Source organism: Rhizobium sp. CG4, assembly GCF_023701965.1.
GTDB lineage: Bacteria > Pseudomonadota > Alphaproteobacteria > Rhizobiales > Rhizobiaceae > Agrobacterium.
Genome location: NZ_JABAEG010000011.1, coordinates 13,949 through 26,848, shown reverse-complemented (window position 1 = coordinate 26,848; position 12,900 = coordinate 13,949). Strand labels below are relative to the sequence as shown.

14 protein-coding genes are annotated in these 12,900 nt (G+C 55.5%); 7 read left to right on the top strand and 7 right to left on the bottom strand.

The features are described from left to right. Nucleotides 1-192 precede the first annotated feature (192 nt). Nucleotides 193-990: a lysophospholipid acyltransferase family protein gene (locus HGO37_RS23770; RefSeq protein WP_250985533.1), complete on the top strand. Its 798-nt coding sequence runs from the start codon at nucleotides 193-195 to the stop codon at nucleotides 988-990. Nucleotides 991-1,207: 217 nt separating this feature from the next. Next, on the top strand, nucleotides 1,208-1,834 hold the full coding sequence (locus tag HGO37_RS23765) for a hypothetical protein (RefSeq protein ID WP_250985532.1): 627 nt from the start codon (nucleotides 1,208-1,210) through the stop codon (nucleotides 1,832-1,834). 35 nt (nucleotides 1,835-1,869) lie between these two features. Here the strand turns inward: HGO37_RS23765 and HGO37_RS23760 are convergent, their stop codons facing one another. Next, entirely contained in the window at nucleotides 1,870-2,397 is a 528-nt protein-coding gene (locus HGO37_RS23760) for a gamma-glutamylcyclotransferase (protein WP_250985531.1), read from the bottom strand. Nucleotides 2,398-2,447: 50 nt separating this feature from the next. On the opposite strand from HGO37_RS23760, the gene HGO37_RS23755 reads away from it, so the two are divergent. After that, entirely contained in the window at nucleotides 2,448-3,449 is a 1,002-nt protein-coding gene (locus HGO37_RS23755; protein ID WP_250985530.1) for a DUF2125 domain-containing protein, read from the top strand. Between the two features lie 22 nt (nucleotides 3,450-3,471). Here HGO37_RS23755 and HGO37_RS23750 read toward each other — a convergent pair whose 3' ends face one another. From HGO37_RS23750 to HGO37_RS23740, 3 genes are all read right to left on the bottom strand, one after another. Beyond that, the gene (locus tag HGO37_RS23750) at nucleotides 3,472-4,398 is read right to left on the bottom strand and encodes a prephenate/arogenate dehydrogenase family protein (RefSeq protein ID WP_250985529.1); all 927 of its coding nucleotides are present in this window, start codon (nucleotides 4,396-4,398) and stop codon (nucleotides 3,472-3,474) included. Further along, nucleotides 4,395-5,504 (bottom strand): histidinol-phosphate transaminase, encoded by a 1,110-nt coding sequence (gene hisC / locus HGO37_RS23745; protein ID WP_250985528.1) that lies wholly within the window; start codon nucleotides 5,502-5,504, stop codon nucleotides 4,395-4,397. The genes HGO37_RS23750 and hisC overlap by 4 nt, the downstream gene beginning before the upstream one ends. 284 nt (nucleotides 5,505-5,788) lie before the next feature. Beyond that, complete coding sequence (locus HGO37_RS23740; RefSeq protein ID WP_250985527.1) at nucleotides 5,789-6,550, bottom strand: class I SAM-dependent methyltransferase; 762 nt, start codon at nucleotides 6,548-6,550, stop codon at nucleotides 5,789-5,791. A 90-nt stretch (nucleotides 6,551-6,640) separates the two neighbouring features. On the opposite strand from HGO37_RS23740, the gene gloB reads away from it, so the two are divergent. Next, on the top strand, nucleotides 6,641-7,411 hold the full coding sequence (gloB, locus tag HGO37_RS23735; RefSeq protein ID WP_250985526.1) for a hydroxyacylglutathione hydrolase: 771 nt from the start codon (nucleotides 6,641-6,643) through the stop codon (nucleotides 7,409-7,411). Next, nucleotides 7,411-7,836 carry a cupin domain-containing protein gene (locus HGO37_RS23730; RefSeq protein ID WP_250985525.1) on the top strand — a complete coding sequence of 142 codons (426 nt, stop codon included), beginning with the start codon at nucleotides 7,411-7,413 and terminating at the stop codon, nucleotides 7,834-7,836. Before gloB ends, HGO37_RS23730 begins: the two co-directional genes overlap by 1 nt. Nucleotides 7,837-7,855: 19 nt before the next feature. On the opposite strand, the gene HGO37_RS23725 is transcribed toward HGO37_RS23730, so the two are convergent. Continuing rightward, complete coding sequence (locus HGO37_RS23725; RefSeq protein ID WP_250985524.1) at nucleotides 7,856-8,629, bottom strand: DUF3108 domain-containing protein; 774 nt, start codon at nucleotides 8,627-8,629, stop codon at nucleotides 7,856-7,858. Nucleotides 8,630-8,870: 241 nt separating this feature from the next. Here HGO37_RS23725 and rpmB point away from each other — a divergent pair, with 241 nt between their 5' ends. Continuing rightward, nucleotides 8,871-9,161, top strand: a complete 291-nt coding sequence (gene rpmB / locus HGO37_RS23720) for a 50S ribosomal protein L28 (RefSeq protein WP_192491542.1) — start codon at nucleotides 8,871-8,873, stop codon at nucleotides 9,159-9,161. Nucleotides 9,162-9,270: 109 nt separating this feature from the next. Next, on the top strand, nucleotides 9,271-9,906 hold the full coding sequence (locus HGO37_RS23715; RefSeq protein ID WP_250985523.1) for a VUT family protein: 636 nt from the start codon (nucleotides 9,271-9,273) through the stop codon (nucleotides 9,904-9,906). Between the two features lie 32 nt (nucleotides 9,907-9,938). Here HGO37_RS23715 and HGO37_RS23710 read toward each other — a convergent pair whose 3' ends face one another. Together HGO37_RS23710 and cobT are read right to left on the bottom strand one after the other, a co-directional pair. Beyond that, entirely contained in the window at nucleotides 9,939-10,991 is a 1,053-nt protein-coding gene (locus tag HGO37_RS23710; RefSeq protein ID WP_250985522.1) for an esterase-like activity of phytase family protein, read from the bottom strand. After that, the gene (gene cobT / locus HGO37_RS23705) at nucleotides 10,981-12,882 is read right to left on the bottom strand and encodes a cobaltochelatase subunit CobT (protein ID WP_250985521.1); all 1,902 of its coding nucleotides are present in this window, start codon (nucleotides 12,880-12,882) and stop codon (nucleotides 10,981-10,983) included. The genes HGO37_RS23710 and cobT overlap by 11 nt, the downstream gene beginning before the upstream one ends. Nucleotides 12,883-12,900 lie beyond the last annotated feature (18 nt).

The window sequence follows — 12,900 nt, the reverse complement described above, 5'->3', positions numbered from 1 at the left end:
TCTATGAGCAAATACAGTCGATAAGCCTCATTCTTGAATGAACCATCTGCGGGACCCCAAGTTATACTAAAATGTCAAACGGACTTGCCGTAACTGCGCCTTTTCGTGTAGGCGTGCGGTAATTGCACCCGATATTGTGGTTTCGAAATATCTCCCCTCGAAACAGCGGATGTGCCCGGAGAGTTGCCCTTTATGCTCAAGCTGCGTTCCGCACTGTTCAACACCCTGTTTTATGCCAATCTCATCCTCAGGATGGTCGTGCTGACGCCGATCTACTTCATCCTGCCGCGCAAGATTGCCTATGAGATTCCCAAGAACTGGGCCCGTTCCAGCCATTGGCTGATGAAAAACATTGTCGGAACAACCTTCGAGATCGAAGGTCTGGAAAACATCCCGACCACTGGCTGCATTTTTGCGCCCAAGCACCAGTCCTTCTGGGACACCTATGCATTGCTGCCAAACCTCAATGATCCGGTTTACATCCTCAAGCGTGAACTGCTTTGGATACCGCTGTTCGGCTGGTACGCCATGAAGCAGCGCATGATCCCGGTCAACCGTGCCGCACGCGGCAAGGTTATGTTGAAGGTGATGGAACGCGCTAAGCAGGAAATGGCGAAAGGCCGTGAGCTCATCATTTACCCTGAAGGTACTCGCCGCCCGCCGGGTGCTGAGCCACAGTACCGTTACGGCATCGCCCGCCTTTACCGTGATCTCAATGTTCCGGTCGTTCCCGTTGCCATGCATCCGGGCCTGTTCTGGCCACGTCGTTCAACCATGCGTTATCCCGGCCACTTCAAAGTGCGCATTCTGCCGCCGATTGAACCGGGTCTAGATCCGGATGCGTTTTTCAAAAAGCTGATACAGGTCACCGAACAGGCAAGCGACGAGTTGCTGGTCGAAACCGCAACCAATAATCCGAACCTTCCCTTGCCGCCAACCGCCATCAAGCGTCTGGAAGAAATCAAGGCCATGAAAAATCAAAACGGCTGAAGGTCGCTTCCAAACCTGTCACGGCACGTGAGCGACCCGTCTTGCCTCTAGCACTTTCATGACAGGGACGTTTGTTACAAAATTGTGTACTAGTCACGGTTTTGCCGCTTATGGCCGTTCTCATTGTAGTTGTCGCCCTGCGCTGCTGCATCCATAAGAGTGGATTACCGTTTGGGCGACGAATCGCCCAAACGACCCCGGGAGAGACGACGTCTATATGATTGCAATGAAACAGATGAGGTGGGGCGGAGCGGCCTTGCTGGCCTTAAGCTTCGCATGCGCTGGAATATTACCCGCATGGACTGGCTATGAAAATGGCCCGATTGAGAATGCGCAGGTTTTGATATTGCTGGGTGGCGCAGTCGTGGCAATGGTTTTCGCCGCAGATCAACAATCAACGCTGCGATGGTTCTGGTTGGCCGTCATTCCTCTTTGGATCGTTATGGCGCTGCGCGAATTGAGTTGGGGTGGCGTCTTCATGCCGGCCCTGTCCGTCAGTGAACACGGACCATATTTCTCATCCTCTCAGCTTTGGTATAGATCTTACATCGTACCAATGCTGGTGGCAGTGAGCCTTCTGGTTGCCGTGCTTTTTATCAAGGCCAAAGGCCCGCATATTCTGAAGTACTTGGTCACTACGCGGCAGCTTCCCTACGCTGATATTGTGCTAGTTATTCTCTCAATGATCATTTCAGCCGGCGCCGAGGGGCATATGGGCCTGAATTTCGGTGAGTGGGGTCACATGCTGGTTCTGGAGGAGATGTCAGAAACGGCGGCTTATGTTTTCCTGCTCTCCGCCCAGGCGCGGGTGAGGCTGGCGCTTCGGCACTACAGCCCCAACTAATCCCAATACGGTGACAAATGGGAGGAGATAGCGGCTTAACTGCCGCTCTGCTCTAGGCCAGATGCAACATTTTCCAGCCATGGATCACGAATACCGATATCCGCCAGATGCTGGATTGTGTTGACCACGTAATCAGTGTTGGGGCCAGACCGACCAACACTTGATCTCACGATCCGGGCGGCATCTTCGGCGCTCAAGCCACCGGCATATTGTTCGTGCAGCGGGTCGGCCACATAGGTCACGGCACTGACCTTATGCCCGGCCGCCAAGCTAACCGGGACAATACGCTCTTTATAAACATTGGTGACAAGTTCGCGCTCGCGCAGGTAGCCGATAACCTCGCCGTGATTGCTTCCCTTAACACGGAAAGCCACGCCACGGCAGGAGCCACCGCGGTCCAACCCCAGAACAAGACCAGGCTTTTCCAGCGTACCACGGTAAACGCTCGACCATATGCACAGAGAGCGTCGGTAACCATGCAAACGGGCCGTCTGACGTTCCTCAAACGCAAAACCCGGGTTCCACATTAAGGAGCCGTAGCCAAATACCCAAAAATCGTCCATATCGCACGCCAGATCATTATTATGTTTCGTCGCCAGCCTTGGAGAACATCATGGCAGCATCAAGCCAATCGACAAGCAACAAAAAATTTCTCTTGCTCGGTTCGGGCATTGTGCTGGCAATCGCTGTTTATACCGGCGGCTGGTTCTATGCCGCATCGGCCTTGCGTGAAACGGTCTTGAAAACCATCAGCCCGGCCGGTGGCAAGGAAATCACCGGCGAATGCGTGGACATGGATTTCCGCGGTTATCCATTCCGCATCGGTCTGTTCTGCTCCAAGGTGAATGTCGATGACAGCACCAACGGCATTTCTGCTTCGTTCGGCTCGCTGCGGTCGGCAGCGCAGGTCTACGCCCCCAATCACATCGTCATGGAACTAGACTCCCCGGCGGAAATCCGCACGGCTCACGGCCTGTCGATCAATGCCGCATGGGAAAACCTGCAATCCAGCCTGATTGCCAAGTTGAAGGGTGTTGATCGTACCTCAACCGTTATCGACGGGTTGAAGGCCACAGCGGTCTCTTCCGTCAGCGGCCAGACAATCAACTTTAATGCCGGGCACACGGAAATTCACCTGCGACAAAACAATGCCGATCTTGATGCCGCCATTTCCATGACCGATTCGGCAACCGTGATTGAAGGCTGGCCGCAGGTGCTGCCGCGCCTTTCCACCAATCTGGACGTCACGCTTGTCGGAAAAGCCGGCATGATTGATGGCAGCGACGAATCGGGGCTTTATGGCGCAACCGGCGAACTCCGTCAGGCCGTTGCAGATATCGGCGAAGGCCGCACCATGACGCTGACTGGCCCGTTTTCTTTCGATGAAAGCGGTTATCTCTCGGGCAAGTTCAAGCTGGAAGTGCAGCAGCTCGGTGAATGGGGCAACAGCGCCAAGGAAGTGTTTCCGCAGCTGGCACCGACCATAGACAGCGCCACTAAGCTACTGCGTGCGCTTGCAGGCGGCAGCCAGCGTGTATCGGTCGATCTCGTAGTGGATCGCGGTCGCGCGACCGTAAGTGGCTTTATTCCTCTGGGAAATATACCGCCGATCTGAACCAGCGGCATCATTTTTCCACTTACTTCTTGTCGAGGATATGCCGGCCGAAATCCGGCGTATCCACATCCTGCCCCGCCTGAACGATAGAACGGCGGATGGCACGTGTGCGGGTAAACAGCTCAAACAGCTTGTCGCCCTCACCCCAGCGAATGGCGCGCTGCAAATAGGCCAGATCTTCAGAAAACCTTGACAGCATTTCAAGGATGGCATCCTTGTTGTGCAGGCAGATATCCCGCCACATGGTTGGGTCGGACGCGGCAAGACGCGTAAAGTCACGGAAACCCGATGCGGAATATTTGATGACTTCCGATTCCGTCACTGTCTCCAGATCGTCGGCCGTACCAACAATATTGTAGGCGATGATGTGCGGAAGATGCGAAACGATAGCCAGCACTTTATCATGGTGCTCGGGCGTCATTTCATCGACCATAGAGCCGAGTGTCTTCCAGAAGGTCTTCAACTTTTCCAGCGCCTGCGGATCGGTGCCTTCAAGCGGCGTGAAGATGCACCAGCGGCTGCGGAACAGTCCCGCGAAACCAGCATCTGGGCCGGACTTTTCGGTACCGGCCAGCGGGTGGCCAGGAATGAAATGAACCCCCTGTGGCATATGCGGCTGCATCTGCGCGATAACTGATGCCTTGGTCGAGCCCACGTCGGTAACGATCGCACCGGGTTTCAGATGCGACGCAATCTCGATCGCCACGCGTTCGGAAGCACCAACAGGCACCGACACGATCACCAGATCGGCATTCTTGACGGCCTCGGCCGCCGAAATTGTATAATGCGTGCCGAGTTGCAGTTCTTCCGCACGCTTCAGCGTCTCGGCACTGCGGGTCGACACCACAACATCGTTGGCGATGGACAGTTCCTTGATATCGCGTGCGATGGAAGAACCGATAAGACCGATACCGATCAGGGCAATTCTCTCGAAATGAACATCGCTCATGCGCTGCGTCCCATAAATTCTTTCAAGGCGGATATAACGCCAAGATTGGCCTCTTCCGAACCCACGGTCATGCGCAGAGCATTGGGGAAGCCATACCCCCGCACAGCGCGCAGGATGAAGCCGCGGCTGGTCAGAAATTCATCGGCATCCGTTGCCCGCTTGCCGTCAACGTCAGGGAAATGAACCAGAACGAAGTTGGTCACGGATGGCGTGACAGTCAGGCCAAGGTCGGTAAACTCCTGCGCCAGACGCTCCAGCCAGATCTTGTTGTGGGCGACGGCCTTTTCAACAAAAGCCTGGTCACGAATGGCAGCGGCACCGGCAGCGAGCGCAGGTGCGCTCATATTGAACGGACCGCGCACGCGATTTACCGCATCAACAACGTCAACCGGTGCATACATCCAGCCAACACGAAGGGCAGCAAGACCGTAAACCTTGGAGAAGGTGCGGGTCATCACCACGTTGCGGTTGGACGACACCAGTTCAAGCCCGGCCTCATAATCATTGCGGCGAACATACTCGGCATAGGCCGCATCAAGAACCAGCAACACATGTCTTGGCAGGCTCGCCTGCAGCCGACGAATTTCCGCAACGGGAACATAGGTGCCGGTCGGATTGCCGGGATTGGCGATGAACACCATTTTTGTCTTTGGTGTAACAGCTGCCAATATTGCATCGACATCAACCGTGCAGTCACGCTCTTTCACGGTCACCGGCGTTGCGCCAGCACCCATGATCTGAATGCGGTACACAAGAAAACCGTGCTCGGTGATAATCGCTTCATCTCCTGCGCCGAGATAGACGTGGCACAGCAGACCCAGCAGCTCATCGGAACCATTGCCGCACAAGATGTTGGCAAAGTTCAAACCGTGAATATCGGCAATCGACTGCCGCAAAACAGTGGCCTGACCGTCCGGATAGATTTCAAGATGGCTGGCAGCCGTGCCAAAAGCTTCAATCGCTTTGGGGCTTGGGCCAAGCGGCGTTTCGTTTGACGAAAGCTTGTACACCTTGGCGACACCCGGCGCATGTTCCTTACCCGGAACATAAGCGGCAATGTCCAGAATGCCCGGACGTGGAACGGGTTGGCTCAGCTCTTCATGCATGGAAACGACCTTTAGAAAAACGCCTGCTCAAACGGCATGGTGAATACCGGAAATTACAGCACCCAATCTGCGATTGCTCCCATCGCAATTAGGAACGCCATAACCTGTTGAATGCCGATTGCTCCTAGACCGGAACGCAGGATTTGTCGAGGGTTAGGCCGTGTTGACTGGTCGTGTTTGGGCCGTTGCCTGGAAGGAAATGACGCAAGCCTCAGCAGCACGACCGAACGTCGCGCCGATATCCACTCATTTTCGCGACACAAACCTGGAGATTTTCACCGAGCTCAGCGCCGTTTTGTCTCGCTCGACCGCGTGCGGGTGGTCGGTATTCCCTGCGGCGCCAGCACCGGCACGAATACGCGGCGGGAGGCGCGCTGTGAAACCGGCAGGCCCTGATAAAGGCGCTTCTGCGCTTCCACGATAATCACGCCGGAAAACACCGGCCACAGCTTGCGGCCAATGGTTTCAAAATAGCGCCGCAGCTTGAGAATGAATTTGAGCTTCGACGGCGGAAACAGCAGCGCTTCCGTCGACACACCCGGCGTGAAGTTTGCCTCGCGCAGCAAAGTCGTCAGCTGCCCGCGTGAATAGGGTCTGCCCGAGCCGAACGGTGTGTGCTCCATACGCGCCCAGACGCCACGACGATTGGGAACAACGATCACCAGCCGTCCACCGGGGGCCAGCACACGCCAAAGCTCGGTCAGCGTTTCACGCGGATTTTCGGCAAACTCCAGCGAATGCACCAACAACACACGATCAATCGACGCGTCCGGTAGCGGCAATTCTTCGTCAAACACCAAAGCAGTGGAAGACAGCTCTCCGGCGGGCCAATTCACCGCGCCCTGCCCGGCAGGCATGAAAGCAAAGGTCCGCTCGGTATCGGCACGAAAACGATCGAGATAGGGTACGGCGTAACCCAGCCCCAGCAGGCGCTCTTCCGGCAGCGGTGGCCACATGGTGGAAAGCGCCATCACGATGGATTGCTCAGCCAGCCTTCCCAGTGTGGAATGATAAAATTCGCGCAGATCGACAATATCGGTGTTCATAGCCAGAATGTAGCAGCAGCCGGTTGGACTTCAAGGACAATGCACTTACATGAAAGAACGCACAACCGTAAGCCAAGGAGGAAGCCTGCCATGAAACCTTTGGAAATAGAAACCTTCCTGTGCCGCAGTGATAATTTCGGAGTGTTGTTGCACGACCCGGTATCAGGTGAGACGGCTTCCATCGATGCGCCGGAGGAGCAGCCGATCATCGAGGCGGCAAAGCGCCGTGGCTGGACGCTCACCCATATTTTCACCACCCACCATCATCACGACCATGTCGATGCCAATCTGGCGCTGAAAGAAAAGTTTGGCTGCACCATTCTTGGGCCTCACGGCGAAGCAGTTGCGATTCCCGGCCTGGACAAAACAGTGATGGATGGCGACGAGTTCGAATTTGCCGGACGCACCATCAAGGTGATCGAAACACCCGGCCACACCGCGGGCCATGTTTGTTATTACATTCCCAGCGACGGCTTGCTCTTTGCCGCCGATACCCTGTTTGCGATGGGGTGTGGCCGCCTTTTTGAGCGCCCAGCAGCCGATATGTGGCACTCCTTCCAGAAACTGATGGCCCTGCCGGATGAAACCAAAGTTTATTTCGGTCACGAATATACCGTTTCCAATGCCCGTTTCGCCGTGACCGTCGACCTTGAAAACCCGGCACTGAAAACGCGTGCCGCCGAAGTATCCGCCCTGCGAGACGCCGGAAAATTTACGATTCCCACAACGATCGGCCTTGAAAAACAGACCAATCCCTACATGCGTGTTGGCGATGCGGCGATACGCCAACACCTGGGCATGATCGATGCCAGTGATGAGGACGTATTTGCAGAAATCCGCACGCGGAAGGATAATTTTTGATGACAGCGCAGGCCATCATCAGGGAGCTTGAATTGCAACGCCATCCGGAAGGTGGCTGGTATCGCCAGACCTTTCGCGACACGCAGGGCAGCCAGCGCGGCCACTCAACGGCCATTTATTATCTGCTGGAAGCCGGTGAACGCTCTCACTGGCACCGGGTGACCGATGCGGTGGAGGTCTGGCACCATTATGCTGGCGCACCGCTGAAATTGCATGTTTCGGAAAATGGCACGGATAGCACCACCATCAATCTCGGCCCAGACGTTCTGGCGGGCGAGCGGCCGCAGGGGCTTGTTCCGGCGGGCTGGTGGCAATCGGCAGAAACAACGGGAGAGTTTACCCTCGTTGGCTGCACTGTGTCGCCGGGCTTCGAGTTTTCAAGCTTTGAAATGGCTGCACCGGACTGGCAGCCTGAAAGCGCCTGAGCGCCGTCAGGTCAAACCATCAGCCGCCATATTTGGTCGCCGTTATGTAAACGGGGCCAACCTTGGTTGGAATGCGTGCGTAGACCGGAGCGTAGAGATCCATGTTCTCGGCCTTGGCAAACCAGACTTCCATGGAAATGGATTTCAGGTACTCAATATCGGCGCGTCCCTCACGAAAGCCTGATTTCGGCACATAACGAAGGGTGCAAACGATAGCATCACCACTAAAACCGGTCGTCGAAAACGGCCGTGTGCCCTTCGAACTCAACACCAGATCCATGCGTGATTCACCGTCATAGATCGGCAGACGGCTGGGGCATACACGGCCACCGGCCGGAATGATCAGACCGGAAATCGGATCGAGAACAGAGCGCAGGTCTCTGTCACGCACCTCAACCCAATTTTTGGGTTTGGTCTTCGGTTCAGGTCGCACGACCGTCGCTGTCACGTTGCCGTTGCGATAACGCACCTCATAGGTCCGCGTGCGTTTGCCATCCTTGTAAACCAGCGTGTACTGGTTTGCGAGCATACGGTTGCCACGCTTGATGCCGGATACCGTGGTACGACCGGAAATGTCCTTGATGACGCTGGCTATGCCGGCGGCGTTGAACGACCCGGTGATCGAATAATTGCCATCGGTCATCTTGGTCGAGAACGAAGCCTTGGCAATCGGCAGAATTCCAAGGTTAATGCTGTACTCGCTTTTGTGATATGTATCGGCAGCCTGCGACACGCCAAATGACGCCAGCAAGAAAGCAGTGGCCTGTAGATATTTCCGTCCGATGGCTTTCATTCTCGCCTACCTTTGGCCCCGCAACCGTTTCGGACTGCATCATATAGCTGCACTTGTGGCAATAAAATAGCAGTGAATGGCGGGAAAACTCGGAAATTCCGCCTCAAAGCCAATGAGCGGCTTGACTGCGCCGCCCCACCTGACTATAGAACCGCAACTTTCCAATCATGGCCAATTGGATTGCCTTCCGGTTTTTGCCGGGAAGCTGGTTCAAAAGGCAAACACAAGAATAGGTGTACCCATGTCCCGTGTATGCGAATTGACCGGCAAGGGCGTCCAGACAGGCAACAACGTCAGCCACGCCAACAACAAGACCAAGCGCCGCTTTTTGCCAAACCTCTGCAGCGTTACGCTGATTTCTGATGCTCTTGGCCAGCGTTTCAGCCTGCGCGTATCCGCTGCAGCGCTGCGTACGGTTGAACACCGTGGCGGTCTCGACGCTTTCCTTCTCAAGGCAAGCGAAAACGAACTGAGCATGCGCGCTCGTCTGCTGCGTCGCCAGATCGCAAAGAAGACTGCTGAAGCAGCCTGATCTGCCCAAACAAGAAATACAAAGGCTTGATGGGCACCGCTCATCAAGCCTTTTTTATTGAATAAACATTGTTATCCCTCCAACTGGTGGCATCACCCAGGATAAAAAAATGCCCTACCTGCGTTACACATTTATCTATGTCGTCCTTATGACGCTTGTCGTCGTGGCTTCGAACATCCTCGTTCAGTACCCGCTCAGCGGCACACTGTACGGTATCGCCCTTGGCGATCTCCTGACCTGGGGTGCGTTCACCTACCCCATCGCTTTCCTGATTACCGACCTCACCAACCGCCAGTTCGGACCATCCATCGCACGTCGTGTGGTGTTTGCCGGTTTTGTCGTTGGTGTCAGCCTGTCATTCTGGACATCCATTCCACGCATCGCCGTGGCATCGGGCACTGCCTATCTGATTGGTCAGCTTCTGGACATCTCGGTATTCAACCGTCTGCGCCGCCAGAGCTGGTGGCAGGCACCGCTGGCAGGTTCGATTGCTGGCTCCGTGCTCGACACCGCGCTGTTCTTCTCGATATCCTTTGCACCGGCATTCGCCTTCATTGGCCCCAACGATGCCTTTGCAATCGAGAATGCTCCAATCTTCGGTGTCATGGCAGCAGAGGCTCCACGGTGGATCTCCTGGGCACTGGGTGACCTCAGCGTCAAGGTCCTAGTCGGCTTGGTCATGTTGCTGCCCTACGGCGCACTGATGACCACGCTGAAGCCAATGCCCCCGGCAAAGACTGCATAACCCCATAAGAACAAAGCCCGCTTCTGCGGGCTTTATTCATTCAGGCGAAACTCCAGCATCATATTGCGCTGAAGAAATGAGTGGTTGTCATCAGACACCAGAATGATGTGCGTGGCACCATCTGGCCCAGCAATCACATCCATACCTTCCATATTGTCGATTTGGCTTTCCATGCCAGCCTCAAAGATCACAGGACCATCGAGAACTGCGCCCGGCTTGATAGTCGCAGCTGGAATGCGGCGAATACGAACACCCACACCTTCGGCAAGGTTGAAGCGGCGTTCCAGTAATAGAAGATCACCATCAGGCAAAAACGCACTGTCTGTCACATCAAATGAAGGATGGCGCGAAACGGTAAAAGCGCCCTTCAGCGGACCTTCCAGAATGGCACCGAGAAGATTGCCATCCTCATCGATACTCTTTTCAGCCACCACGACCAACGCCCCTTGCAGGGGCGAATTTGCGGGTGAAAGGCCAAGTGCTTCCATACCGCCATTGGCACGCAATTCCCCCGATGGAATAAGATGCGGAATACGTTTGACAGGCCGCGACGTGGCAAAACCTGGATCAGGATACACATCAATCCGGTGACGCTGCTCGTAGCTGACGATCACCTGCCCATCCCTAAGAACCAGCCCTTCGGCATCCATTTCCATCTTGCGATGTGGTTCGCGCCCTGCGGTATCCAGCATCGGTGTTATTTTAACGCCGGTGACACTGACAAGCTTTCCATTAGTATCGCGCTGGATTTGCCCCGTCAGCCAGTGGCCAGTATCGAGAACCGCAACAAAATTTCGACCATCGGGACGGAAACGTATACTGGACATGGCGCCGAACAGCGGTTCGCGCAAACTGAGCACCAGTCCGCCGACAAATTCGAGCTTTCCGAAATGGGTCTCCTTGCCGCTGACCTTGAAGCCCTGCAACACCCGCGCAATGACAGGCGCGTCAACACTGTTTGCAGCAAAAACCGGCAGCGGCATGGACAAAGTGACACCGGCGGCCAGCGCCGCCAGGACGCCAGTCAGAGATGCCGTATTTTTTGTCTTGCTGTCGGTATACTGCGTGCGCTGCTTATCCCGCACGGCGCGCTCGTCCGGAAGCCTTTGTCGTGCCCTGCTCCTCAAACAGCGAGGCAAGCTGTTCCGTCATCGCACCAGCAAGTTCATCCGCATCTACAATCGTCACCGCGCGGCGGTAATAACGAGTCACATCGTGACCGATACCAATGGCCAGCAACTCGACCGGCGACCGTGTCTCAATCTGCTCGATAACAGCGCGCAGATGCCGTTCAAGATAATTGCCCGGATTGACCGACAATGTGGAATCGTCGACCGGCGCACCATCGGAAATCATCATCATGATCTTGCGCTGCTCAGGACGGCCGATCAGACGGTTATGCGCCCACATCAGCGCTTCACCATCGATGTTTTCCTTCAGCAGGCCTTCACGCATCATCAGACCGAGATTGCGGCGTGAACGCCGCCATGGCGCATCGGCGCTCTTGTAGATGATGTGACGCAGATCGTTGAGACGACCCGGCGAAGCAGGTTTGCCATTGGCAAGCCATTGCTCGCGTGACTGGCCGCCCTTCCAGGCCTTGGTAGTGAAACCGAGAATTTCGACCTTGACGCCTGAACGTTCCAGCGTCCGTGCCAGAATGTCAGCGCAGGTCGCAGCAACCGTAATCGGACGACCACGCATCGAACCGGAATTGTCGATGACAAGCGATACGACCGTGTCCCGAAACTTGGTGTCGCGTTCCTTTTTGAAGGACAAAGGCTGCATCGGATCAATGATCAGACGCACCAGCCTTGCAGGGTCGAGGTAACCTTCTTCGAGATCGAAATCCCAGGAGCGGTTCTGCTGCGCCATCAGACGGCGCTGCAAGCGGTTTGCGAGACGTCCGACAGCACCCTGCAAATGGGCAAGCTGTTTGTCGAGGAATGCGCGCAGCCGATCCAGTTCAGCCTCTTCGCACAGTTCTTCGGCATGAATTTCTTCATCGAACTCCTGCGTGAAGATACGGTAGTCGACCTTCTCATTAAAATCGTCAAACGGGCTGTTGGGGCGACGTGTTTCACCCGGCGATTCGGAGTCGTCATCGAGATCGTCGGACATTTCGTCCTCAGACATCTCGGCGCCATCCATCTCGCCTTCTTCCATTTCTTCCTGCGAGGCTTCACTGTCCTCGGCAGGGGCAGCATCAGAACCGGCTTCTTCTTCTACCTGCTCTTCTTCTGTCTCGTTGCTGCGTGGCTGATCTTCATCGCTTTGCGCTTCCTGATCATCTGCCTCATTATCAACGTCGCCAAGATCTTCCGCCATCTGCATCGACGTCAGCATATGACGCACGAGCTTAGCGAAAGCCTTCTGATCGTGAATAGCCGAACCAAGATTATCGAGATCGACAGAGGCCTTTTCTTCAATGAAAGGACGCCACAGATCCAGAACCTTGCCCGCACTTGCCGGCGGTTTTTCACCGGTCAGACGTTCGCGCACCAGCAAGGCCACAGCCTCGGCAATGGGTGCGTCATCCTGTTTCTCAATCGTCGAGAAATTGGCTTTGGAATATTTCTCTGTATTCATGCTGCGAATGTTGGAGGCAACACCCGGCATGCGCAGCGAACCGATGGATTCGACACGCGCCTGTTCCACAGCATCAAAAATGACGCGCGCATCTGCACCCTGCGGTGCGAGGTTTGCGTGAATATCATTGTCGTGGCAGGCCAGTCGTAAAGCCATGGAATCGCCAAGACCACGCGTGATTGCAATTTCCTGTGCCGTCGGCTTTTTGGAGATTTCCGGAAGACGCATACGCTCGCCTGCAAGACCCGGACGCTCATTGGCGAACACGACCTCAACCTGCGCACTGCCGGCCACGGACCGCACACTGCCGGCAATGGCATTGCGCAACGGCTCCGTATCGATCACCGTACCGCTTTTCGCTCTGGAATTATCGCCACGCATTGCCATGCTATTACCCATTCACCT

Coding starts and splice junctions, on each gene's coding strand:
- HGO37_RS23765 (WP_250985532.1), top strand. CDS start 1,208: ATGATTGCAATGAAACAGATGAGGTGGGGCGGAGCGGCCTTGCTGGCC.
- hisC (WP_250985528.1), bottom strand. CDS start 5,504: ATGCATGAAGAGCTGAGCCAACCCGTTCCACGTCCGGGCATTCTGGAC.
- HGO37_RS23740 (WP_250985527.1), bottom strand. CDS start 6,550: ATGAACACCGATATTGTCGATCTGCGCGAATTTTATCATTCCACACTG.
- HGO37_RS23730 (WP_250985525.1), top strand. CDS start 7,411: ATGACAGCGCAGGCCATCATCAGGGAGCTTGAATTGCAACGCCATCCG.
- HGO37_RS23725 (WP_250985524.1), bottom strand. CDS start 8,629: ATGAAAGCCATCGGACGGAAATATCTACAGGCCACTGCTTTCTTGCTG.
- cobT (WP_250985521.1), bottom strand. CDS start 12,882: ATGGCAATGCGTGGCGATAATTCCAGAGCGAAAAGCGGTACGGTGATC.
- HGO37_RS23755 (WP_250985530.1), top strand. CDS start 2,448: ATGGCAGCATCAAGCCAATCGACAAGCAACAAAAAATTTCTCTTGCTC.
- HGO37_RS23715 (WP_250985523.1), top strand. CDS start 9,271: ATGCCCTACCTGCGTTACACATTTATCTATGTCGTCCTTATGACGCTT.
- HGO37_RS23760 (WP_250985531.1), bottom strand. CDS start 2,397: ATGGACGATTTTTGGGTATTTGGCTACGGCTCCTTAATGTGGAACCCG.
- gloB (WP_250985526.1), top strand. CDS start 6,641: ATGAAACCTTTGGAAATAGAAACCTTCCTGTGCCGCAGTGATAATTTC.
- HGO37_RS23750 (WP_250985529.1), bottom strand. CDS start 4,398: ATGAGCGATGTTCATTTCGAGAGAATTGCCCTGATCGGTATCGGTCTT.
- rpmB (WP_192491542.1), top strand. CDS start 8,871: ATGTCCCGTGTATGCGAATTGACCGGCAAGGGCGTCCAGACAGGCAAC.
- HGO37_RS23770 (WP_250985533.1), top strand. CDS start 193: ATGCTCAAGCTGCGTTCCGCACTGTTCAACACCCTGTTTTATGCCAAT.